Genomic DNA, 22,872 nt, shown 5'->3' with positions numbered 1-22,872 from the left:
ATTACATTTGCACACGAAATTTTAACATTTCAATTACACAAAATAACCTCTCCAATTATTATGAAAACAAAATGGACAATTGATTCAAGCCAATCAGATGTTATGATCAAAAACAGACACTCCATAATTGCCTATTTGGATGGTACAATCAATAAATTCGAAGGTCACGTCGATATTCAAGATAACGAACTTGAAGATGCTTCGATCGAATTTGCTTTAGATATAAACAATACAGATACAAAACTAGAACAAATAGATACGCACTTACGACTGAATGATTTTTTTGACACCAATGAATATCCTGTGATCAGCTTTAAATCGACGTCATTTCAAAAAGTAAACAAGAATATTAACTTTTTGAAAGGAAACCTAACGATTAAAAATATTACTAAAGTAATTGAACTAGACGCAGAATTCATTGGAATTAATACTACCAATGGCATCGAAAAGGCAGCTTTTGAAATTATAGGAAAAATAAATCGTAAAGATTTTGGCTTAAAGTATAATTCTTTTACCCAAACTGGAGGTTTAGCAATTGGACAAGACATTAAATTAATTGCCAATTTAGAATTCACGGCTTAAAAAACAAGTTTACTTAAATGTTAATTTTATGTAAACATTAAGGAAACTATTTTAGTTTCTAAAGTTTCCTTATTACATTTGCACTCTAATTTAACCATTCAAATAGTGTATTTGAATAAATTAAAAAACTGAAACATCCTACCCTAAGGGATAGCATAAAGAAATGAAAGATAAAATTATATCAAAAGCAAGCGACATGTTTTTAAAACTAGGTTTTAAGAGCATTACCATGGATGATATTGCAGGAGAAATGTGCATTTCTAAAAAAACGATTTACAAGTATTTTTGCAATAAAGAAATACTTATTGAAGAAAGTACAGAAGCAATCCATAAAGAAATTCATGAAATTATTGACACCATCATTAAGAAAGACCACAATGCAATTGAGGAGAATTTTGAGATTAGGAAGATGTTCAAAGAAATGTTTAAATCATCTGACACCTCCCCTATCTATCAGTTGAAAAAACATTACCCAGAAATATATGAAAAGGTAATGTTGAGAGAAATCAATGAATGCAATTCTGCTTTTGAACAAAATATTAGAAAAGGAATCCAACAAGGCCTATATCGAGAAAACATCAATATAGATAGTTATATCCAATTTTATTACCAGCTAGTATTTAACATTAAAGCAAATATTGTTTCTGAAAAAGAAGGACAAAAAATAGAACTTGAAATATTAGAATACCACACTCGAGCAATGGCAACACCAAAAGGATTACTTGAACTTGAAAAAAATTTACTAAACTATACTATATAATGAAAAAACTAATCTTAATCACATTCTTGATTTTTGCTATTACTGCGAAATCACAAGAAGCAAAATCGCTAACACTAAAAGAGGCGATTACTTATGCTTTAGAAAATAAAGCAGATGCAAAAAAAGCGAAACTAAAAGTAGAAAACAGCGAATACCAAATCCAAGAAGTTCGCTCTAGAGCATTGCCCCAAATTTCAGCTAATGGAGGATTAACGTACAATCCTATCCTTCAAACGACATTTCTTGATGCCGGTTCTTTCGGTGGCGAGAAAGGAAAAACAATTGAAGCTAATTTTGGACAAAAATGGAGTTCAACAGCTGGTTTATCATTGACTCAAACCCTTTTTGACCAATCAGTCTTTACCGGTTTAAAAGCAGCAAAATCTACTAGAGAATTCTACCAAATAAACGATCAATTAACAGAAGAGCAAGTAATTGAAAGAGTAGCAAACAACTACTATCAAGTCTATGTTCAAAGACAAAAGTTAAATGTTCTGGACAATAATTATGTTAACACGAACAAAGTAAAAGACATCATTAAAGGACAATTTGACAATGGTTTGGCTAAAAAAATAGATTTAGACAGGATTTTAGTAAAAATATCTAACATCAATACGCAACGTCAGCAAGTTTTGAACGCAGTTCAGCTCCAGGAAAACGCATTGAAATTTTATATTGGAATGCCAATTCAAACAAAAATAATCATTCCTCAAACGGAGTTTCAGGTAACGCCACAGGCTATTTCTGAAATCCCAAATACGGAAAATAGAACGGAGTATTTACTTTTGAAAAAACAAGAACAACTGTTAACGTATCAGAAGAAGGCAGATCAAGCGGCGTATTATCCTACTCTTAACCTATCTGCCGGTTACAACTATATAGGTCAAGGCCCTAAACTACCTTGGGGAGCAAAACCATCCGATGGGGTTTACTGGTCGGATTTCTCTTCGATTGGTTTAAATCTAAAAGTGCCTATTTTTTCCGGATTTTCAACACGAGCCAAAGTGAGACAGGCGGACGTTAATTTAAGATCAATTAAAGAAGATTTAAACGACACTAAATTAGGACTTGATTTAGCTTACGAAAATGCAAAAATTCAAATTGACAATAGCATCATTACCATTGGAAACCAAAAAACAAATGCACAATTAGCTCAGGATGTTTTGAGTAACACAAGAAATAACTACATCCAAGGATTAGCTTCTTTAACTGATTTATTGGATGCTGAAAATTCATTAACCGAGGCACAAAATAACTATACATCTGCAATATTAGATTACAAACTGGCAGAAATACAATTAATCAAATCAAAAGGAGAATTAAGAACACTAATAAACAACTAACAAAATGAAAAAAAATATAATAACCATAGGATTAATCGTAGCCGCTTTAGCAATTATCTCTTATACTTTAATGAATAATAAAAAGGAAAACGAAGCAAAAACTGCTATTGTAGCGGAGAAAAATGCCAGTGTTTCTGTTAAAGTCGGAACTGTTAAAACCGAAGAAGTTTCACTTGATTTCTCGGCGAATGGTAATTTTGAACCTTTACAGGAATTAAAATTTTCAGCCGAAAAACCAGGCAGAGTGGTACGTGTTCTTGTGAAAGAAGGAGACAATGTAAGAATTGGACAAACTTTGGCAATTATTAGAAGTGAGCAAATTTCATCTGACTTACAGACTGCCCAAGCTTCGTACCAAAATGCACAAGCGGATTACAGTCGTTTTGAGAACGCTTACAAAACCGGTGGAGTTACAAAACAACAATTAGATCAAGCTAAACTAGGTCTAGTTACTTCAAAATCCAGATTACAACAAGCTAAGGTTAATATTGGCGACACTAACATCAAAGCAACAATTAACGGAATTGTAAATAAAAGATACATCGAGCCAGGTTCAGTTCTTGGAGCTGCAACACAAATGTTTGATATCGTAAATGTTTCAAAACTAAAACTGAAAGTTACCGTAAACGAAAGTCAGGTAGCGAGTTTGAAATTAGGCAATACGGTACAAGTTAGTGCCAGCGTTTATCCTGACACAAAATTTTCAGGGAGAATTACTTTCATCGCTCCAAAAGCAGATACAAGTTTAAACTTCCCGGTAGAAATAGAAATTGCTAATAACTCATCCAATGATTTAAAAGCTGGAATGTACGGAACCGCTGAATTTGCATCAAACCAACAAAAACAATCATTAATGGTAGTTCCTAGAAATGCATTTGTAGGAAGCGTTAGCAGTAACCAAATTTTTGTTGCAGAAAACGGTGTCGCTAAACTAAAAACTGTTGCGGCAGGAAGAATCCTTGGTGATAAAGTAGAAATTATAAGCGGGCTTTCTGATGGAGAAACGGTAATTATTACAGGTCAAATCAATCTTCAAGACGGATCTAAAGTGGATATTATAAAATAATTGGTTAACGGTTAATGGTTAATTGTAAAGGATTGACCTCAAAAACTACATGAACCATTAACAATTAATAATCAACAATCAAAATATATGAAATTAGCAGAAATATCCATAAAACGTCCTTCATTAGTAATTGTGTTGTTCACGATTCTAATCCTTGGTGGACTATTCAGTTATAGCCAATTGGGCTATGAATTGATTCCTAAATTTGAACAAAACGTAATTACAATTGCTACCATTTATCCAGGAGCTTCGCCAAGTGAGGTTGAAAATACGGTGACTAAAAAAGTGGAAGATGCAGTAGCATCATTGGAAAACATAAAAAAAATCGACTCTCGTTCCTACGAAAGTTTATCAACCGTATCAATTACTTTAAATACAAAAGCTAAAGTGGATATTTCGTTGAACGATGCCCAACGAAAAATAAATGCCATAATTAGTGATTTACCAGATAACGCCAAAACACCGTCGTTAAGCAAATTCTCATTGAGTGATTTACCCATAATGACTATTGGTGCCAATGGTAAAATGGATGAAGTAGAATTTTATGACTTAATTGACAAAAAAATTGCTCCTGTTTTATCCCGTGTGACCGGTGTGGCTCAGGTAAACATCATTGGCGGACAAGAAAGAGAAATTCAAGTCAGTCTTGATGCCGTTAAAATGCAGGGTTACGGACTTTCTGTTCCGCAAGTGCAACAGGTAATCTTGTCTTCGAATCTGGATTTCCCAACAGGAAATATTCAGACTCGGGAACAAAAAATCCTGATTCGTTTAGCCGGAAAATATAAAAATGTTGAAGAATTAAAAAACTTAATAGTTTCCTCTAAAAATGGCGTACAAGTTCGTTTAGCTGATATTGCTGATGTTCAGGATGCTCAAAAAACAGCGGAGAAAATAGCCCGTATTGATAGAAAAAGCGCCATCATTTTACAAATTGTTAAACAATCAGATGCCAATGCAGTTGCCGTTAGTGAGCAAGTTCTAAAAACAATTACCAAACTAGAAAATGATTATAAAGCCAATAGTGTAAAATTGAATGTAGCTAATGACAGCACAGTTTTCACATTGGAAGCGGCTGATTCTGTAATTCATGATTTATTGATTGCGGTATTTCTTGTGGCATTTGTAATGTTATTTTTCTTGCACAGTGTCAGAAACTCATTGATTGTAATGGTTTCTATCCCAGCCTCTTTAATCTCAACTTTCATTGGGTTTTACTACCTTGGATATACACTGAATCTAATGAGTTTGCTAGGACTATCCCTGGTTGTAGGTATTCTTGTGGATGATGCGATTGTAGTTTTGGAAAATATTTACAGGCATATGGAAATGGGTAAAAACCGTGTTCGTGCCGCATACGAAGGAACTGCAGAAATTGGTGGGACGGTAACCTCGATTACCTTAGTAATTGTTGTGGTGTTTTTACCAATAGCCATGAGCACCGGACTAGTTTCCAATATCATTACTCAGTTTTGTGTTACCGTTATTATTTCAACATTATTCTCTTTATTAGCTTCGTTCACCATAATCCCTTGGTTGTCTTCCCGTTTTGGAAAATTAGAACATATTGAAGGTAAAAATATATTCGGAAGAATAATCCTTGGATTCGAAAAACAATTAACACGTTTTACCAACTGGATTTCAGGTTTACTGGAATGGTGTCTGAATCATTATAAAACAACTCTATTAGTTGTACTTGTACTGTTTTTTGGATCTGTTGCGCTTGTTCCTGCTGGATTCATTGGTGGAGAGTTTTTTGCCCATTCCGATAGTGGGGAGTTTTTAGTTCAAATAGAATTGCCTAAAGATGCTTCATTGGAACAAAGTAACTTCATGACTCAAAAAGCAGAAGCTTATTTGAATACGCAAGAATATATCAAAAGTTTGATTACTAAAGTTGGTCAAACCAGTGAAGGTATGGGTTCGTCTCAGGCTACAGCATACAAAGCCGAGATTGATGTGAAAATGATTGATCAAAAAGACCGATCGGATGATGCATCTGTTTATGCCGCAAAAATGAAACGTCAGTTGGAAAAAATATTGGTTGGAGCCAAAGTAAAAACGACTCCGGTAGGTATTTTAGGAACCGCAGAGGATGCACCGATAGCATTGATTGTTACAGGTTCCAGTTTAGACAACGCTATGATTTTTGCGAAAGCAGCCGAAGCAGAATTGAATAAAATTCCTGGAGCAACCGGTGTGAAATTATCAGTAGAATCTGGAAATCCTGAAATTAATGTTCAGGTTGACAGAGATAAAATGGCTGCGCTTGGTTTATCTCTACAAACAGTAGGTTTAACGATGCAAACGGCTTACAGCGGAAATACGGACGGAAAATTCAGAGCCGGAGAATATGAGTATGACATTAACATTAAATACAGCAGTTTCGACAGAAAAAGCATAGATGATGTGAGTAATCTTCTTTTTATAAATGAAAGAGGAGAACAAATTAAATTGTCGCAATTTGCAACCGTAAAAGAAGGTTCTGGTCCAAGCCAATTAGAAAGAAGAGACAAGACAGCCTCTGTAACCGTAAAAGGACAAACTGTAGGAGTACCAGTTGGAACTGTAGTTGCCCAACTTGAAGCAAAATTAACTACGATGAAAAAACCGGTAGGTGTAAATTACATCTGGGGCGGTGATCAGGAAAATCAAAGCGAAGGTTTTGGAACTTTAGGTTTTGCTTTACTAGCAGCTATTATCTTGGTTTACTTAGTAATGGTGGGATTGTATGATAGTTTTGTTCACCCGTTTGTAGTATTATTTGCTATTCCGCTTTCGTTTATCGGAGCCTTATTAGCCTTGGCTTTGACTAATAATACGTTGAATATATTTACGATTCTTGGGGTTATTATGTTAATTGGTCTGGTTTGTAAAAATGCAATTATGTTAGTCGATTACACCAATCAGCGAAGAGCTGCAGGTGAAACCATAAGAAAGGCATTAATTCAAGCGAATCACGCACGTCTTCGTCCAATTTTGATGACAACTATTGCGATGGCATTTGGTATGTTCCCAATTGCATTAGCATCTGGAGCTGGTGCCGAATGGAAAAATGGATTGGCATGGGTAATTATTGGTGGATTAATCAGCTCATTATTCCTAACCTTGATTATTGTTCCTGTGATTTATGAAATCATGGAGAAATTAATTTACAAATTTACAAAAGGAGAAAAAACAGATTACGAAGCTGAAATGGTAGCTGATTACGACCAGAAGGAATTGAGTGAAGATGGATTTAATCCAAAACATACTTCATAAAACAATTTATATTAAAATCACAAGAACCTGTTCATTAATTTGAACAGGTTTTTTTTGTTTCTATTCTAAACCGGAACAACTATTTTAGACCTTCTGCATACTGTATTTAGCTTTACTTAAAGACAACTAAAAATTAACTAATTAAAAATAGGTATTGGTTTAGTATTTCTACTTTTTTCTTAGTCCATAATTTAGCAGAAATTAAAAAAACACATTCTACAAAGAAGGAATTAAACTTAAAAAAAACTTAAATATTGGCTACTTAAAAATTTTATCATCTTTTTTTAAACCCACAAACAAATGATTTACTGCGTGTTAATAAATAAAAGGCAACTCTTCGCACAACAACACTGAAACTTGATTCAAAACTTTGGCATGCTACTTGAATATACCTAATCAAATAAGTAAAAAAAGCGAAAGCCGAAAAGCTCAAGAGTAGGCAAAACACTAATAACATATATTATGAAAAAAATTACCTTTTTAGTAGCTAGTATCTTCCTTATTGGAGGTGGTGTAGCGAATGCAACAGAGAAAAATAGTTTTTCTCATGAGAGAAGATCGCCTGTTGATTTTAGAAACGCTGAACCAATTGTGTTCACAGAAAGAGGAGTTGAGTTCTTCGTGTTTCCTGACGGACAATTTGATTTTAATACACGCCCATCAACTGGAGGCCGAGACATGTATTATAAAGCTGCAAGGACTAGTGCCGTAAATAGAACGTATGGTGCTCCGTCGAATTTTAGAAATGAAAATTATGGCGTAAAAGTAGAACACGATAATTTTGGACGTGTGAGACGTATTGGAAACGTATTTATCAACTACGATGCGAATGATAGAATTAAAAGAGTTGGTTCCGTATACATGAGTTACAATCGCTATGCATTAGAACAAGTAGGTGGATTGCAAATTATCTACAACCGTCGTGGTCAAATTATTGATATGGTTGGAAGTGTGAAAGGACGTCGCTCTTATGAAAATAATGTTGGCAATTACGAACCTACTTATGGTGGTAACCAAAATAACAATGATAATGACGACTGCGATGATGATCATGGAAATAATCAAAATTCAGACGATCAAAATCAATACTATTTTAAAAACGGTGGGACAAAAGCACAAAAAGAAGAAACTAAAGTAGTAGGAAGTGTAGAAATCAGAATTGATAAAAGACGTTAGTTAGGTTTAAATGGTTTGTTAGAAAAACCCGTTGATATTCGTATCAGCGGGTTTTTCGTATAAAGATAAACACCTATTTTTAGTTACAACCATCAATTCCACAACTTTCTCCATCAGTAGTATTCAACAAAGTTGGCTTTATTTCAAATTTGCCTTCTTGCCATACTTTTTCCAAAGTTTCCAAAAATGCAGAAGCAGGCTGAGCACCGGAAATCGCATATTTATTATCTAAAACAAAAAATGGAACTCCCTGAACACCGATAGCATTTGCCTCTTCTTGGTCTTTTTGCACTTCAGTGCCATAAGCATCAGAATTTAATACCTGAGCGACACTTTCTACATCCAGTCCTACTTCAATTCCAAGTTTGCTCAAAGTATCGAGATTATTAATATCCTTTCCTTCGGTTAAATAGGCTTTGAACAATAATTCTTCTAAATCATTTGCCAGATTATACTTTTTAGCCAAATGCAACAAGCGATGCGCGTTAAAAGAATTAGCCAGAACAGCTTTTTCAAAATGAAAGTCCAGCCCTGCCGCCTTTGCATTTTGGGTCATATTATCGAGCATATTTTGAGCCCAATCATTATCCTTTCTATATTTTTCTGCCAAATGTTCTACCATATTGTCCTCAGGAGAGGCGATAAAACTGGCATCCAGTTGGTAACTTTTCCATTCAATTTCGACAGCTTCTTTATGTTCGAAATTTTGTAAAGCTTCTTCAATTCTTCTTTTTCCTATATAACAAAACGGACACATGATGTCCGACCAAATTTGCACTTTTAATTTATTATCCATCTTAATTCTTTTAATTGAAATTCAATTCTATTATGCAAAATTAATCAATTCCGTTTTGAGCTCTTTGGGCTTTAGTATTTTATTATATATACCCGAATAGTAAATATTTATTTGAATCCAGCAAATTCTTTTAGAACCAAAAAAACCATCAAAATTGCTCTTGATGGTTTCCTATAAATTTTTAAAACTTTGGCTTATGCCAATAAATCCAAAACTAAGGAAGGGAACAAACCTAAAACTAAATTCAAAACAATAGCGACAACTGCTACCGCATAAATAACAACGGGCGTCCCTTTTCGCTCTTCGTTTGGTTCTTTGGTATACATCGCCAAAATCAATTTGAAGTAGTAACCAACACTTATAATAGAATTCACAACTGCTACAATCACTAAAGCCAAATAACCCGCTTGAATCGTTTGGTTAAACAAAACCAACTTAGCAAAGAAACCAGCAAAAATTGGAATACCAGCCATAGAAAGCAATGCTGCCGTAAGAATAGCTGCTAACAATGGATTCGTTTTTCCCAGTCCGTGGAAATTAGTAATATCTTCGTTATTTCTGTTTTTACAAACGTATAAAATCACACTAAAAGCAGCGATACCAGATAAAGAATAGGCTGAAGCATAATACAACAAACTACCCGCTGATGTAGAGAAACTCAATAGAGTCATCAACATAAATCCCGCATGAGAAACACCTGAAAAAGCAAGCATACGTTTCACATTAGTTTGTCTCAAAGCCATAATGTTACCTACAGTCATCGAAGCCATCGAGATGACAACTACAACCATTTTGTATGACTCAGAAATATCAGCATTCATAACAGATAATAATTTGTATAAAGTAGCCATAGCAACAACTTTTGCTAAAGTACTCATCAATGCTGTAGTCAATGCTGGAGAACCTTCATAAACGTCCGGCGCCCAAAAATGGAAAGGGACAGCTGCAACTTTGAACAACATTCCTATTGTCAACAATACAATTCCGATAGGAAACCAAATAGGCAATTCTGCAGATTGTGATAAAGCACTGATTTCGGAAACATCAAAACTTCCCATCGCTCCGTAAATTAAACAGATACCAAACAAAATAATTCCCGAGGCGAAAGATCCCATAAGGAAATACTTCATTCCCGCCTCGTTACTTTTTAAATTCATACGGTCACTCGCCGCAAGAATGTACAGTGATATTGATAATACTTCGATTCCTAAAAAGAACATCGCTAAGTTTCCAAAAGATACCATTGCAACAGCTCCTGCCAATAAGAATACTTTTATGGCAATAAAATCTGATATTTTTGATTGGTGATTTTCGTAAAAATTATGTCCTAAAGCCACTAAGAAAATGGTAAGTACGATAAACAAACTAGAAAATGTAGTTGAAAATTTACTTACAACAATCATATTGTTATAGTAACTTTCTGCTGAATTAAATTCAGATATAGTTAAACCAAGAACACCTAACAATCCAATGATTGTTATAGGCACGATGGCTTTTCTTAAATTAAAAATTTCAAATAAAAGGCATAAAACACCTAATCCTATTATAGCTATTAATGTATTCATTGTTTTATTTGACTAGTTAATTCTATTAATTTGAGTTAAAATTTCTTGAAGACTTGGTGTGATCAAATCTATAATTGGTTTTGGATACATTCCAAAAAAGAATAAAACGGCAATTATTATCACCAAGGTTGCTCCTTCATTGAAAGTTACATCTGCAAATATTTTTGTATTGGTTTCACCTAACATGGCATGTTGAAACATTTTCAACATATAATACGCTCCCAAAATAATAGTTGTTCCTCCTAAAATAGCAAACCAAATATTTATTTGAGAAAGGCTGTATAAAACGGTGAATTCTCCAACAAAGTTAAAAGTAGAAGGCAAAGCTACCGAAGCCAGAACTAAGATTAAAAACATCGAAGTGAATTTTGGCGTTTGTGAACGAATACCACCCATTTCAGCAATTGCTCTAGTTTCATATCTTCTGAAAATAATCTCAGCAACATAAAACAAACCAACAACTACAAAACCGTGAGCGATCATTTGCAAAACGGCTCCACGCAATCCGTCTAATGTTAATGTGTATGTTCCGGCTGCAATTAAACCAACGTGAGCTAAAGAAGAATAGGCTAATAATTTCTTTAAATCTTTTTGTTTCAAGGCAACGATAGATCCGTAAATCACACCTGCTATTCCTAAACCTATGAATATATACATGTATTCTTTAGCTGCCAATGGCGCCAATGGCAATTGCCAACGAATAACGCTATACAATCCCATTTTTAACATGATACCAGATAAAAGCATAGTTCCAACAGTTGGTGCTTTTTGGTAAACATTCGCCTGCCAAGTATGAAAAGGAATTAATGGAATTTTAATGGCATATGCCAAGAAAAAAGCTAAGAATATCCACAACTGTTCCGTTGCAGTTAAATTCAATTTGTATAAGTCTTCCAATAAAAAACTTCCCGCTTTTTGATACATATAAACAAAAGCCACCAACATAAATAATGACCCCGCAAGTGTGTAGATAAAGAATTTAACTACTGCTTTTTTACGTTCTTCTGCATCTCCGTTACCCCAAATCAATGCGATGAAGTAAATAGGGATTAAAGATAATTCCCAAAAAATGTAATACAATAAACCGTCTGATGCCAAGAATGTTCCTGCCATTGCAAATGACATAAACAAGATTAATGCATAAAAGGATTTTGAATTTTTATAGTCATTCCCAAAAGAAGAGAAAATAATAATTGGTGTCAATACAGTTGTCAACAAAAGCATCGCCATCGATAATCCGTCTGCTTTTAGAGCAAAAGAAATATTAGGTTGCGTAATCCACTGGTTAATGAAACTGATGTTTTCACCTAAATTATAGTGATTTAATAATACAATAGAACAGCCTGCAGCAGCCAGACCAAAGAAGAAAGCCACTTTTGAAGCTAATTTATCGCCTGCAAGAAAAGTTGCAAACGCACCAACTAAAAGTATAATTAATATTAGAGATACATTCATAGTATAAGATTATTGAGCTAAAAATAAATAAGAAACAATGGCACAAAGCCCCAATACGAAAACGAGTAGATAAAGACCGATACTTCCGTTTTGAATTTTCTTCCCTTGAAAACTTATTTCATTGGTTACTTTTCCGAGACCAAAAACCAAAGATGATAAAGCCGTTTCAATAGTATCTCTAAAGAAAAGTGACAAAACATTAATTGGTTTTACAAAAATAGCATCATAGATTTCATCTACATAATATTTGTTGTAAAGTACTTTTGAAAAGCCCGTAATTTCAGAATCTTCAGTCGGAACTGTATTTTGTTTGATGTATTTGGCGTAAGCAAGACCAATTCCCACTAATCCACCCACAACCGCAATAGCCATAAGCATATATTCCGTAGTTCCTAAATGGTGTTCTGCGCTAGCTAATTTTGGTAAAATTGGAGTCAAATATTCATTCAACCAACTGTGTCCTGGTAAACTAATCAAACCACCTATTGTTGCCAATATCGCTAAAACGATTAAAGGAAATGTGATTAATGACGGACTTTCATGTAAATGATGTTTTTGTTCTTCTGTTCCTCTGAACTCTTGGAAGAAAGTTAAAAACATTAATCTAAACATATAGAAAGCAGTCATGATAGAAGCAACCGAAGCCACAACCCATAACGGAATATTATGATGGAAAGCCACTAACAATATTTCATCTTTCGAGAAAAATCCTGAGAATAATGGAACTCCAGAAATTGCTAATGAAGCGATAAGCATTGTTATAAAAGTAATTGGCATCGCTTTTTTCAAACCGCCCATTTTGCGCATATCTTGTTCTCCATGCAAAGCATGAATTACAGAACCCGAACCCAAGAATAAACAAGCTTTGAAGAAAGCATGAGTGATTACATGGAAAACAGCAACTTCATAAGCGCCTAAACCTAGAGCTAAGAACATCAATCCCAATTGAGAAACGGTAGAATAAGCCAATACTTTTTTGATGTCGTTTTGAACCAATCCAATTGTTGCGGCTACCAAGGCAGTAACTGCTCCAACAACTGCGATTATAGATTGAACATCTGGAGTCAAATCAAACAAGAAATTTAATCTTGTAATCATGAAAATACCTGCCGTTACCATCGTAGCTGCGTGAATTAACGCAGAAACTGGTGTTGGTCCAGCCATTGCATCAGGCAACCACGTATATAATGGAATTTGTGCTGATTTTCCACATGCCCCAATGAATAAAGCGAAAGCTGCAGCAGAAAGCCAATACATATTAAGATCAGTTGCACCGGCGATAGCCGTTTTTAAAGTAGCATAATCTAAAGTCGAGAATAAATGTCCAAGAATAAAGATTCCGATTAACAATCCTAAATCTCCAATACGGTTCATGATGAATGCTTTCTTTGCCGCATCATTGTACTCTTGGTTTTTATACCAAAATCCAATTAACAGATACGAACAAAGACCAACGCCTTCCCAACCGATGAACATTACTAATAAGTTACTTCCTATTACCAATGTGATCATGAAAAATACGAACAGATTCAAATAAGCAAAAAAGGTATGCATTTTCTCATCGTCATGCATATAGCTGATTGAATACAAATGAATCAAAGATCCAATCCCGGTTACGAAAAGCAACCACAAAATTGATAATTGGTCTAAAAGAAAACCGAAGCTTACTTTGAAATTACTAATTTGAATCCAATCAAATAAATCAATATTGATCGCTTGTTTGGTTTGGTTTATTTGTAAGAAAAAGTAAATTGTAACAGCAAAAGAAACCGCAACAGAAAGGGTTCCGATAATTTCAGACAGCGATTTCCCTAAAGTTTTTCCGAAGAAAACATTTATTAGAAATCCTAAAAAGGGTGCAAATAATAAGACTAAAGCTAAATTGGTATCCATTGAAATTTATCCTTTTAAGTTTTTTAGATTATCGATAGTAATTGAGCCTAAATTTCTAAATATAGAAACTAATATTGCCAATCCCACCGCAACTTCTGCAGCGGCAACAGCCATCGAGAAAAACACAAAAACCTGTCCTTGGGCATCCTGATGATAAGTAGAAAACGCCACGAACAAAAGATTTACTGCATTCAGCATTATTTCGATTGACATAAATACGATAATGGCATTTCGTCTATATAACACTCCAAAAACGCCAATACAAAAAAGTATTACGCTAAGGAATATATAGTTTTCAATACCAATTTGGTTTAAAATATTGTTCATATTACTTTTCTAATTTTTCTTTTTTAGACAATAAAACAGTACCGATCATAGCAACCAAAAGCAATATAGAAGCAAATTCAAAAGGAACCATATATTCATTTAGGAGTATTTTACCCAATACTTTTATCGATTGGTAATCTTCGCCAGTCGAAGTGTATTCTCCAACAATAGGTTTTGAGTTGATGAAAATGGTTATTAAAACCAAACAGATCAAACAGAAAGAAACAATTGCGCCCAGTCTTGTAATCCTAGGTCTGTATACCTCTCTTTGTTCATTTAAATTCATCAGCATGATAGTGAACAAAAACAAAATCATAATCGCTCCAGAATAAACAATAATGTGAACTATTGCCAAAAATTGCGCATTCAATAACAGATAATGACCTGCAATCGAGAAAAAACAAATCACTAAATAAATAGCACTGTGTATTGGATTTTTACTAAAAATCGTCAAAAATGCAGTTGACAAAGTTATAGCTGATAATACACAAAATAGAATAAGTACTGTAGACATTAGTTAGCGTTTTTAAGTTGAGCATTTTGCATTGTGATATCTAAAGGCATCACCAATTTATCTTTTCCAAAAATAAAATCTTCTCTTTCATAACTGGAAGGAACCAATACTTTAGAAGTAGTCAAATAAATGGCGTCTTTCGGGCAAGCTTCTTCACACAAACCACAGAAAATACAACGCAACATATTGATTTCATAAATCGATGCATATTTTTCTTCTCTGTACAAATGTTTTTCATCCGCTCTGCGCTCTTCCGCTTTCATAGTGATTGCTTCTGCAGGACAAGATAACGCACATAAACCACAGGCTGTACAGTTCTCACGACCTTGTTCATCGCGTTTCAACTGGTGTTGACCACGATAAACCGGACTCATTTCACGCACTTGCTCCGGATATTGAATCGTTACTTTTCTGGTGAACAAATGCTGAATCGTAATTATCAAACCTTTGACAATCGCGATAAGATACATTCTTTCCCAAAAAGTCATCTCCTTGTTAGAGACTTGCTTTTTTCTTCCCGATAAGGATATACTTTCTATTGACATTTTTTATTTTTATTTGAAGCTTAATCCTGCTATTCGTTTCAATCTTTATTGTTTTAAAAAAAACAATAAAGGATTTTTACTGCTATCAGGGCTAGGGCTTTTCGGTACTAATTAAAATCCTAAATAAGCAGCAATATCTGCTCGCAAAATCACGATTCCGGTGATTATGATATTAATGATTGATAATGGAATTAATATTCTCCAACCCAAATGCATCAATTGATCGTATCTGAATCTTGGAATAGTCCAACGAACCCACATATAGAAAAATATGAATCCACACAATTTGATAAACAAAGCACCAAATCCTAAAACATTGGCAATATTTACGCCCCAATTTTCAACAACCCAACTCATTCCAGGATAATTATATCCTCCAAAGAATAAAACAGCTAAAATCGTAGAGGAAATAAACATATTCGCATATTCAGCAAATAAATAGAATCCCATTTTCATTGATGAATATTCCGTGTGATATCCTCCGATCAATTCACTTTCGCATTCCGCTAAGTCAAAAGGAGTTCTGTTCGTTTCTGCAAATGCACATATTAAAAATATAATAAACGATAAAGGTTGGTAAAACACATTCCAATTCATTCCTGCTTGTTGCGCCGAAATCTCTCTTAAACTCAACGTGCCTGTCATCATCAACAAAGCAATCATAGAAAGTCCCATCGCAACTTCATAAGATACCATTTGCGAAGCAGCACGAACGGCGCCCATCAAAGAGAACTTATTATTAGATGCCCAACCACCAATCATGATTCCGTAAACACCCACTGAAACAACTCCAAAAAAGTATAACAATCCAATGTTTAAATCCGTAGCCTGTAATAAAATATCTCTTCCAAACAAATGCAATTTGTCTCCCCAAGGAATTACGGCACTAGTCATTAATGCAGTGCTCATTGCTATTGCCGGACCTACAAAAAACAAAAATCTGTTTGGTGTATTGGGTTCAAATTCTTCTTTCGAGAATAATTTCAAACCATCGGCAAGCGGTTGAAATAATCCAAAAGGACCCGCTCTGTTTGGTCCAACACGGTCTTGAAGCCAAGCGGCAACTTTACGTTCTGCCCAAGTGGAATACATTGCCATCAACATTGTCAAAGCAAAAACTGCAACAATAATTACACTTTTTTCAATTATAATAGTACTATCCATTATTGCCCAAACTTTTTTGATTTATAATATCTTCTTCGGTCAATGGAATTTCGGCCATGCTTATTTTCTTACGGTCTTCCTCTCTACCTAAAAGAATATGCTCTTCGGTAGCGATTTCAACTTTTTCTAATTTTCTGTTGTATTTATTTTGATTGATAACAGAATCTTTTTCGAATGCTCTCGGTCCTTCAATTGTCCAATCTGAAATTTCTTTGTGATCAAAACGACATCCATTACAAATAAATTCATCTACTTCATGGTACTCATCTTTTCTTCCGGTAACACGTTGGATTTCGTCACCAAACATCCAAACTGTAGTTTTTCCAGAACAAGTAGGGCAATTTCTGTGTGCATTATAAGGCTTGCTGAACCAAACTCTAGATTTAAATCTAAACGTTTTGTCTGTTAAAGCTCCAACCGGACATACATCAATCATATTTCCAGAGAACTCATTATCGATAGCTTTAGAAATACAAGTAGAAATATTAGAATGATCTCCTCTGTCCATTACTCCGTGAACACGATCGTCAGTCAATTGATCCGCGACCATAACGCAACGGTAGCAAAGTATGCAACGATTCATGTGTAATTGAATATTATCCCCAATATTTTCAGGCTCAAATGTCCTTTTTTCTTCTATGAAACGAGTTTGTGATTTCCCGTGTTCAAAGCTTAAATTTTGTAAATCACATTCACCAGCTTGGTCACAAACAGGACAATCTAGTGGGTGATTAATCAATAAAAACTCCGTTACTGATTTTCTGGCTTCGGTTACTCTCTCAGAAGATTTACTGTTCACTTCCATTCCGTCCATACAACCAGTTACACAAGACGCCATTAATTTTGGCATTGGTCTTGGGTCAGCTTCACTTCCTTTTGCAACTTCCACTAAACAACAACGGCATTTTCCACCACTTCCTTTTAGTTTAGAATAATAGCACATCGCAGGGGGAACTACTTCTCCACCTATCATACGTGCTGCTTGTAGGATTGTTGTTCCTGGTTCTACTTCTATTGACTGTCCGTCTATTGTTACTTTCATTTTCTGAAATTCTTGACTTTATACGATTACTTTAGAAACTAAATGCTTTACCTTTTCAAAAGGCTCAGCAACAAAATGATCTCTATTTTTTATTTTTTCCGGGAAACGAATATGGTATTCAAATTCATCTCTAAAGTGACGAATTGCTGCTGCCACTGGCCAAGCTGCCGCATCACCTAATGGACAAATTGTGTTTCCTTCAATTTTACTTTGAATGCTCAACAACAAATCAATATCTTCTTCACGACCGTGACCATTTTCTATTCGGTGTAATACTTTTTCCATCCATCCCGTACCTTCACGACAAGGTGAACACTGTCCACAGCTTTCATGGTGGTAAAAACGAGAGAAATTCCAAGTATTACGAACGATACAAGACGTATCATTATAAACGATAAATCCACCTGATCCTAACATAGAACCAGTTGCAAATCCACCGTCACTTAACGATTCGTATGACATCAAACGATCTTCACCGTTTGCCGTTTTATAAATTAAATGTGCAGGTAAAACAGGAACAGAACTTCCTCCCGGTACAAAAGCTTTCAAAGGTCTGTCAGAACTCATTCCGCCTAAGTATTCATCAGAATTCATGAATTCGTAAACACTTAAACCCAATTCAATTTCGTAAACGCCCGGGTTTTTAATATGCCCAGAAGCCGAAATTAATTTGGTTCCTGTAGAACGACCAATACCAATTTTAGCATATTCCGCCCCTGTATTATTAATAATCCAAGGCACAGCGGCAATTGTTTCTACGTTATTTACAACCGTTGGATTTGCCCAAAGTCCTGAAATAGCAGGAAAGGGTGGTTTGATACGAGGATTTCCTCTTTTTCCTTCCAATGATTCAATCAATGCAGTTTCTTCACCACAAATGTAAGCTCCGGCACCACAATGAACATAAAGTTCTAAATCATACCCTGAACCTAATATATTTTTACCCAAAAATCCAGCAGCTTTTGCTTCGTTAATGGCTCTCTCTAATATTTTATACACCCACATATATTCTCCACGAATGTAGATGTAGGATAGGTTTGCACCCAAAGCATAACTGGAAGTAATCATTCCTTCGATCAATAAATGAGGAATAAATTCCATCAAATAACGGTCTTTGAAAGTTCCCGGCTCAGATTCATCCGCATTACAAACTAAATGTCTTGGTTTTCCTGATTTTTTATCAATAAAACTCCATTTCATTCCTGCTGGGAAACCTGCTCCACCACGACCACGCAATCCCGAAGTTTTTACTTCTTCGACCACTTCGTCCGGTGTTAATGTTTTTAAGGCTTTTTCTACTGAAGCATAACCACCGTTTTGACGGTATACTTCGTACGTTTTAATTCCTGGAATATTTATTTTGTCTAATAATATTTTTTGTGACATATTATTTATCGTGTAATATTATTGTATCGTTTTTGCAATCATCAATTAACTGGTCGATTTTTGCTGCCGTCAAATGTTCTTTGTAAAAATCGCCTAATTGCATCATTGGAGCGTAACCACAAGCACCTAAACATTCAACTCCTCTAACTTCAAACAGACCGTCTGGAGTAGGCTCACCTACTTTTACACCTAGTTTTTCACAAGTATAATCCATTAAATCCTCTACTCCATTCAAACAACAAGGAGAAGTTTGACAAAATTCAAACATGTATTTTCCAACTGGTCTTTGGTTGTACATCGTATAAAACGAAACTACTTCATAAACTTCAATTGGCTTAATCAAAAGGATTTCGGCTACTTTATTCATTAATTCAATACTCAACCAATTCTCGTGAGCATCTTGAACTTCATGTAAAACAGGCAATAAAGCCGATTTTCTTTTGTCTTCAGGATAATGACTGATTAGTTCATTGATGCGAGTCATCAATGCTTCAGTCATATTTATTTCTTGTTTGTGATACGTACGTTCCATTTTTTATTATTTCAAATTTTGAATCCTAAATTTTAAATGTTTTTTGACTTCCATTCCTAATTTACAATTCATCATTTATAATTTTATTAAGCGTCTAATTCTCCGGCAATAACATTTAAACTTGACAAAATAACAATTGCATCCGATAGTAATGAACCTTTAATCATTTCTGGATACGCTTGATAGTAAATAAAACAAGGTCTGCGGAAATGTAATCTATATGGAGTTCGACTTCCGTCAGTAACCAAGTAAAAGCCTAGTTCTCCATTTCCACCTTCAACAGGATGATATATTTCGGCAACTGGAACAGGAACTTCTCCCATCACAATTTTGAAATGGTAAATCAACGATTCCATACTCGTGTAAACATCTTCTTTTGGTGGAAGATAATAATCAGGTACATCAGCATGAAAGTCATTCCCTTCCGGCATTTTTTCTAATGCTTGACGAATAATACTCAAACTCTCCCAAACTTCTGCGTTACGAACACAAAAACGATCGTAAGTATCTCCAGATTTTCCAACAGGAATAATAAAATCAAAATCCTCGTAAGAAGAATACGGTTGCGCTACACGAACATCATAATCAACTCCTGCAGCACGTAAATTTGGACCTGTAAACCCATAAGCCATAGCTTGTTCAGCTGTTATCGCTCCTACATTTACCGTTCTGTCAATAAAAATTCTATTTCTTTCGAATAAGTTTTCAAATTCTTTCCAGGCAGCTGGAAAATCTGCTAAAAACACATCTAATTTTCTAAAAGCTTCCGGTGACCAATCTCTTTCGAAACCACCAATTCTTCCCATATTAGTAGTCAAACGAGCACCACAAATTTCTTCGTAGATTTCGTAAACTTTTTCTCTAAATTGGAACACATATAAAAATCCAGTATAGGCTCCAGTATCCACACCAAGGATTGAATTACAGATAATGTGATCCGTGATTCTCGCCAATTCCATAACGATAACTCTTAAATACTGTGCTCTTTTAGGAACTTCAATATCCAACAATTTTTCTAATGTCATCCACCAACCCATATTATTTATAGGAGATGAACAATAGTTCATTCTATCAGTAAGAGGAGTGATTTGATAAAAAGGACGATTTTCAGCGATTTTTTCGAAAGCTCTGTGAATGTAACCAATAGTTGGTTCCGCTTCCAGAATTCTTTCTCCATCCATCAACAAAATATTTTGAAAAATACCGTGTGTAGCTGGATGCGTAGGCCCTAAATTAAGAATTGAAAGCTCGCTTCCATCTTCGTTTAGTTGCTCTTTTATTCTTTTAGCATATCTATGCTCTGGTGGTAATAATAGTTCTGACATTTATTTAATGTGAAAAATTATAATAGTTTTTTTTTAATAATTGTCTGTCGTTCTTCCAAAGAAACGGTCATCTTTGTCCGTTCTTCCGCTATCTTCCATTGGAAATTCCTTTCGCATTGGAAATGAAATCATTTCATCCATATTCAAAATACGTTTCAATTGTGGATGTCCAATAAAATCTATACCGTAGAAATCAAATGTTTCTCTTTCCATCCAGTTTGAACTTAAGAAAATATTAGAGATTGTTCTAATTTTAGGGTTTTCACCATCAATAAACGCCTTGATTCTTATACGCTTGTTCTCATACCAATTATGCAAATGGTAAACAACCGCAAATTGCCTGTTTACTTCATTATCAGGATAGTGAACTCCACATAAATCGGTTAAAAAATGAAAACGTAATTCTGGATCATTTTTCAAAAAAAGGATTACCGCAGTGATTTGATCTGCTGCTACCTCAAATGAAAATATGTCTTTTTCTTGATTGTAATGAGAAACATTCTCTCCAAATGTTTCCGTTAGTTTATCTTGAATTTGTATCGTTTCTAAAGCCATTATTTATTTGATATTATAAGAAGCTAATAATTCTTGGTATTCAGGAGAACTTCTTCTTCTTACAGATTCATTTCTTACTAGTTCTTGCAGTTTCATTACACCATCAACTATTTGTTCTGGTCTTGGAGGACAACCCGGAACATAAACATCTACCGGAATTACTTTATCAATCCCTTGCAAAACGGAATACGTGTCAAAAATCCCACCTGAACAAGCACAAGCTCCAACAGCAATAACCCAACGAGGTTCAGACATTTGCTCATAAACTTGACGTAAAATTGGCGCCATTTTTTTTGAAATCGTTCCCATTACCATTAACATATCAGCTTGACGCGGAGAAAAACTCACACGCTCAGAACCAAAACGTGCCAAATCGTAATGCGAAGCCATTGTTGCCATAAACTCTATTCCACAACAAGATGTTGCAAAAGGCAATGGCCATAGTGAATTAGCGCGAGCCATTCCCACAACATCATTCAGTTTTGTAGCGAAGAAACCTTCCCCAACAACCCCTTCTGGCGGCTCAACCATTTTTATATTTGAATCACTCATCTTTGTAAAATTATGAATTATGAATTATGAACTCTAAGTTCATAATTTAAAATTTAAAAACATTCTTTTAAATACTTTAGAAACTGAAATTTTTACAATTCGTAATTTCTAATTCGTAATTAATTTTTATTCCCACTCTAAAGCTTTCTTTTTGATAATGTAGAAAAAACCTACCAAAAGCAAAAGCATAAAAATTACCATTTTAACCATTCCTTCCATTCCCAATTCCTTGAAATTGATTGCCCATGGGTAAAGAAAAATCACCTCAACATCAAACAAAACAAACAATATGGCAACTAGAAAATATTTTACTGAAAAGGGAATTCTTGCGTTACCTACAGATTCGATACCGCATTCGAAGTTTTTATCTTTGATTTCAGACGATCTTTTAGGACCTAATTTTCCAGAAATCAATATGGTACCAACAACAAATCCTACAGCTAAAATGAACTGCATTAAAATTGGGATATAATTTAATTGATCGGATTGCATATAACGTGTATTTATGAATGAGAATAAGCCACAAAGATAGGTTTCAAGTATTTAAAACACAAGTTTAAAACAATTTTTAGTTTAAACGAAAATACTATAACCAACTAATTTTTATTGATTCCAAATAAGAGCAAGTCTTTTCAATTTTTTCAACAAGTCTTTTCCATACAAACAAAAAAAACGTTTCGAAATAAATCGAAACGTTTTTAAACATTCTTAACAAAAAAATAAATTTTTTTGCTTAGATAACTGCTACTTTCGCAGCAACTTTTCCTTTTCTTCCTTCTTCTTCTTCATAGCTAACTCTGTCACCTTCGCGCAATTCTTCCGCGTTGATTCCTGATGCATGAACAAAAATGTCTTTTCCTGTTTCTTCGTCTGTAATGAATCCGTAACCTTTAGACTCATTGAAAAATTTAACTGTACCTGTACGCATTGTAATTGTAATAATAATTTATAATGAAGCAAATGTAATATTTAATATAATACGAAATGCTATCTTATGTTTTTATTTTGTAAAAATATTGATATTCAACGTTTT

At 34.5% G+C, this 22,872-nt stretch carries 22 protein-coding genes; 6 read left to right on the top strand and 16 right to left on the bottom strand.

Going from position 1 to position 22,872, the window contains the following annotated elements; translation table 11 throughout:
* Positions 1–60: 60 nt before the first annotated feature.
* The 6 genes from BUC23_RS02765 (at position 61) to BUC23_RS02740 (ending at position 8,188) form a co-directional block, all read left to right on the top strand.
* Positions 61–582 (top strand): YceI family protein, encoded by a 522-nt coding sequence (locus tag BUC23_RS02765; protein WP_073205799.1) that lies wholly within the window; start codon positions 61–63, stop codon positions 580–582.
* A gap of 163 nt (positions 583–745) precedes the next feature.
* Positions 746–1,342, top strand: a complete 597-nt coding sequence (locus BUC23_RS02760; RefSeq protein ID WP_073205081.1) for a TetR/AcrR family transcriptional regulator — start codon at positions 746–748, stop codon at positions 1,340–1,342.
* Complete coding sequence (locus tag BUC23_RS02755) at positions 1,342–2,685, top strand: TolC family protein (RefSeq protein ID WP_073205077.1); 1,344 nt, start codon at positions 1,342–1,344, stop codon at positions 2,683–2,685. The genes BUC23_RS02760 and BUC23_RS02755 overlap by 1 nt, the downstream gene beginning before the upstream one ends.
* 4 nt (positions 2,686–2,689) lie before the next feature.
* A complete protein-coding gene (locus BUC23_RS02750) occupies positions 2,690–3,751 on the top strand; it encodes an efflux RND transporter periplasmic adaptor subunit (protein ID WP_073205074.1) in 1,062 nt (353 codons plus the stop codon).
* Between the two features lie 87 nt (positions 3,752–3,838).
* Positions 3,839–7,012 (top strand): efflux RND transporter permease subunit, encoded by a 3,174-nt coding sequence (locus BUC23_RS02745; protein ID WP_073205072.1) that lies wholly within the window; start codon positions 3,839–3,841, stop codon positions 7,010–7,012.
* A 462-nt stretch (positions 7,013–7,474) separates the two neighbouring features.
* On the top strand, positions 7,475–8,188 hold the full coding sequence (locus tag BUC23_RS02740) for a hypothetical protein (protein ID WP_073205069.1): 714 nt from the start codon (positions 7,475–7,477) through the stop codon (positions 8,186–8,188).
* A gap of 79 nt (positions 8,189–8,267) precedes the next feature.
* On the opposite strand, the gene BUC23_RS02735 is transcribed toward BUC23_RS02740, so the two are convergent.
* From BUC23_RS02735 to BUC23_RS02660, 16 genes are all read right to left on the bottom strand, one after another.
* Complete coding sequence (locus BUC23_RS02735) at positions 8,268–8,984, bottom strand: DsbA family oxidoreductase (protein WP_073205066.1); 717 nt, start codon at positions 8,982–8,984, stop codon at positions 8,268–8,270.
* Positions 8,985–9,178: 194 nt separating this feature from the next.
* Complete coding sequence (locus BUC23_RS02730) at positions 9,179–10,549, bottom strand: NADH-quinone oxidoreductase subunit N (RefSeq protein ID WP_073205063.1); 1,371 nt, start codon at positions 10,547–10,549, stop codon at positions 9,179–9,181.
* Between the two features lie 12 nt (positions 10,550–10,561).
* Entirely contained in the window at positions 10,562–12,004 is a 1,443-nt protein-coding gene (locus BUC23_RS02725; protein ID WP_073205060.1) for a complex I subunit 4 family protein, read from the bottom strand.
* Positions 12,005–12,013: 9 nt separating this feature from the next.
* On the bottom strand, positions 12,014–13,897 hold the full coding sequence (gene nuoL, locus BUC23_RS02720; protein WP_073205056.1) for an NADH-quinone oxidoreductase subunit L: 1,884 nt from the start codon (positions 13,895–13,897) through the stop codon (positions 12,014–12,016).
* Positions 13,898–13,903: 6 nt separating this feature from the next.
* Positions 13,904–14,224 (bottom strand): NADH-quinone oxidoreductase subunit NuoK, encoded by a 321-nt coding sequence (gene nuoK / locus BUC23_RS02715; protein ID WP_073205053.1) that lies wholly within the window; start codon positions 14,222–14,224, stop codon positions 13,904–13,906.
* Between the two features lies 1 nt (position 14,225).
* Positions 14,226–14,738 (bottom strand): NADH-quinone oxidoreductase subunit J family protein, encoded by a 513-nt coding sequence (locus BUC23_RS02710; protein WP_073205050.1) that lies wholly within the window; start codon positions 14,736–14,738, stop codon positions 14,226–14,228.
* The gene (locus tag BUC23_RS02705) at positions 14,738–15,283 is read right to left on the bottom strand and encodes a NuoI/complex I 23 kDa subunit family protein (protein ID WP_073205047.1); all 546 of its coding nucleotides are present in this window, start codon (positions 15,281–15,283) and stop codon (positions 14,738–14,740) included. The genes BUC23_RS02710 and BUC23_RS02705 overlap by 1 nt, the downstream gene beginning before the upstream one ends.
* 111 nt (positions 15,284–15,394) lie before the next feature.
* Positions 15,395–16,447, bottom strand: coding sequence for an NADH-quinone oxidoreductase subunit NuoH (gene nuoH / locus BUC23_RS02700; protein ID WP_073205044.1), 1,053 nt, complete (start codon positions 16,445–16,447; stop codon positions 15,395–15,397).
* A complete protein-coding gene (locus BUC23_RS02695) occupies positions 16,440–17,489 on the bottom strand; it encodes an NADH-quinone oxidoreductase subunit G (protein WP_073205040.1) in 1,050 nt (349 codons plus the stop codon). The genes nuoH and BUC23_RS02695 overlap by 8 nt, the downstream gene beginning before the upstream one ends.
* Before the next feature lie 18 nt (positions 17,490–17,507).
* The gene (nuoF, locus tag BUC23_RS02690; RefSeq protein ID WP_073205037.1) at positions 17,508–18,875 is read right to left on the bottom strand and encodes an NADH-quinone oxidoreductase subunit NuoF; all 1,368 of its coding nucleotides are present in this window, start codon (positions 18,873–18,875) and stop codon (positions 17,508–17,510) included.
* Between the two features lies 1 nt (position 18,876).
* Complete coding sequence (locus BUC23_RS02685) at positions 18,877–19,407, bottom strand: complex I 24 kDa subunit family protein (protein WP_073205034.1); 531 nt, start codon at positions 19,405–19,407, stop codon at positions 18,877–18,879.
* A gap of 86 nt (positions 19,408–19,493) precedes the next feature.
* Positions 19,494–20,732, bottom strand: coding sequence for an NADH-quinone oxidoreductase subunit D (locus BUC23_RS02680; RefSeq protein WP_073205031.1), 1,239 nt, complete (start codon positions 20,730–20,732; stop codon positions 19,494–19,496).
* A 33-nt stretch (positions 20,733–20,765) separates the two neighbouring features.
* Complete coding sequence (locus BUC23_RS02675) at positions 20,766–21,287, bottom strand: NADH-quinone oxidoreductase subunit C (RefSeq protein WP_073205028.1); 522 nt, start codon at positions 21,285–21,287, stop codon at positions 20,766–20,768.
* Between the two features lie 3 nt (positions 21,288–21,290).
* A complete protein-coding gene (locus BUC23_RS02670; protein ID WP_073205026.1) occupies positions 21,291–21,839 on the bottom strand; it encodes an NADH-quinone oxidoreductase subunit B in 549 nt (182 codons plus the stop codon).
* 126 nt (positions 21,840–21,965) lie between these two features.
* Positions 21,966–22,331, bottom strand: coding sequence for an NADH-quinone oxidoreductase subunit A (locus BUC23_RS02665; protein WP_073205023.1), 366 nt, complete (start codon positions 22,329–22,331; stop codon positions 21,966–21,968).
* A gap of 241 nt (positions 22,332–22,572) precedes the next feature.
* A complete protein-coding gene (locus tag BUC23_RS02660) occupies positions 22,573–22,767 on the bottom strand; it encodes a cold-shock protein (protein WP_007137066.1) in 195 nt (64 codons plus the stop codon).
* Positions 22,768–22,872: the final 105 nt, after the last annotated feature.

The sequence above is a fragment of the Flavobacterium xinjiangense genome (genome assembly GCF_900142885.1).
Lineage (GTDB): Bacteria > Bacteroidota > Bacteroidia > Flavobacteriales > Flavobacteriaceae > Flavobacterium > Flavobacterium xinjiangense.
The sequence above is the reverse complement of the archived record's forward strand: the minus strand, read 5'-3'. Positions and strand labels throughout refer to the sequence as shown.

Coding starts and splice junctions, on each gene's coding strand:
- BUC23_RS02765 (WP_073205799.1), top strand. CDS start 61: ATGAAAACAAAATGGACAATTGATTCAAGCCAATCAGATGTTATGATC.
- BUC23_RS02760 (WP_073205081.1), top strand. CDS start 746: ATGAAAGATAAAATTATATCAAAAGCAAGCGACATGTTTTTAAAACTA.
- BUC23_RS02755 (WP_073205077.1), top strand. CDS start 1,342: ATGAAAAAACTAATCTTAATCACATTCTTGATTTTTGCTATTACTGCG.
- BUC23_RS02750 (WP_073205074.1), top strand. CDS start 2,690: ATGAAAAAAAATATAATAACCATAGGATTAATCGTAGCCGCTTTAGCA.
- BUC23_RS02745 (WP_073205072.1), top strand. CDS start 3,839: ATGAAATTAGCAGAAATATCCATAAAACGTCCTTCATTAGTAATTGTG.
- BUC23_RS02740 (WP_073205069.1), top strand. CDS start 7,475: ATGAAAAAAATTACCTTTTTAGTAGCTAGTATCTTCCTTATTGGAGGT.
- BUC23_RS02735 (WP_073205066.1), bottom strand. CDS start 8,984: ATGGATAATAAATTAAAAGTGCAAATTTGGTCGGACATCATGTGTCCG.
- BUC23_RS02730 (WP_073205063.1), bottom strand. CDS start 10,549: ATGAATACATTAATAGCTATAATAGGATTAGGTGTTTTATGCCTTTTA.
- BUC23_RS02725 (WP_073205060.1), bottom strand. CDS start 12,004: ATGAATGTATCTCTAATATTAATTATACTTTTAGTTGGTGCGTTTGCA.
- nuoL (WP_073205056.1), bottom strand. CDS start 13,897: ATGGATACCAATTTAGCTTTAGTCTTATTATTTGCACCCTTTTTAGGA.
- nuoK (WP_073205053.1), bottom strand. CDS start 14,224: ATGAACAATATTTTAAACCAAATTGGTATTGAAAACTATATATTCCTT.
- BUC23_RS02710 (WP_073205050.1), bottom strand. CDS start 14,738: ATGTCTACAGTACTTATTCTATTTTGTGTATTATCAGCTATAACTTTG.
- BUC23_RS02705 (WP_073205047.1), bottom strand. CDS start 15,283: ATGTCAATAGAAAGTATATCCTTATCGGGAAGAAAAAAGCAAGTCTCT.
- nuoH (WP_073205044.1), bottom strand. CDS start 16,447: ATGGATAGTACTATTATAATTGAAAAAAGTGTAATTATTGTTGCAGTT.
- BUC23_RS02695 (WP_073205040.1), bottom strand. CDS start 17,489: ATGAAAGTAACAATAGACGGACAGTCAATAGAAGTAGAACCAGGAACA.
- nuoF (WP_073205037.1), bottom strand. CDS start 18,875: ATGTCACAAAAAATATTATTAGACAAAATAAATATTCCAGGAATTAAA.
- BUC23_RS02685 (WP_073205034.1), bottom strand. CDS start 19,407: ATGGAACGTACGTATCACAAACAAGAAATAAATATGACTGAAGCATTG.
- BUC23_RS02680 (WP_073205031.1), bottom strand. CDS start 20,732: ATGTCAGAACTATTATTACCACCAGAGCATAGATATGCTAAAAGAATA.
- BUC23_RS02675 (WP_073205028.1), bottom strand. CDS start 21,287: ATGGCTTTAGAAACGATACAAATTCAAGATAAACTAACGGAAACATTT.
- BUC23_RS02670 (WP_073205026.1), bottom strand. CDS start 21,839: ATGAGTGATTCAAATATAAAAATGGTTGAGCCGCCAGAAGGGGTTGTT.
- BUC23_RS02665 (WP_073205023.1), bottom strand. CDS start 22,331: ATGCAATCCGATCAATTAAATTATATCCCAATTTTAATGCAGTTCATT.
- BUC23_RS02660 (WP_007137066.1), bottom strand. CDS start 22,767: ATGCGTACAGGTACAGTTAAATTTTTCAATGAGTCTAAAGGTTACGGA.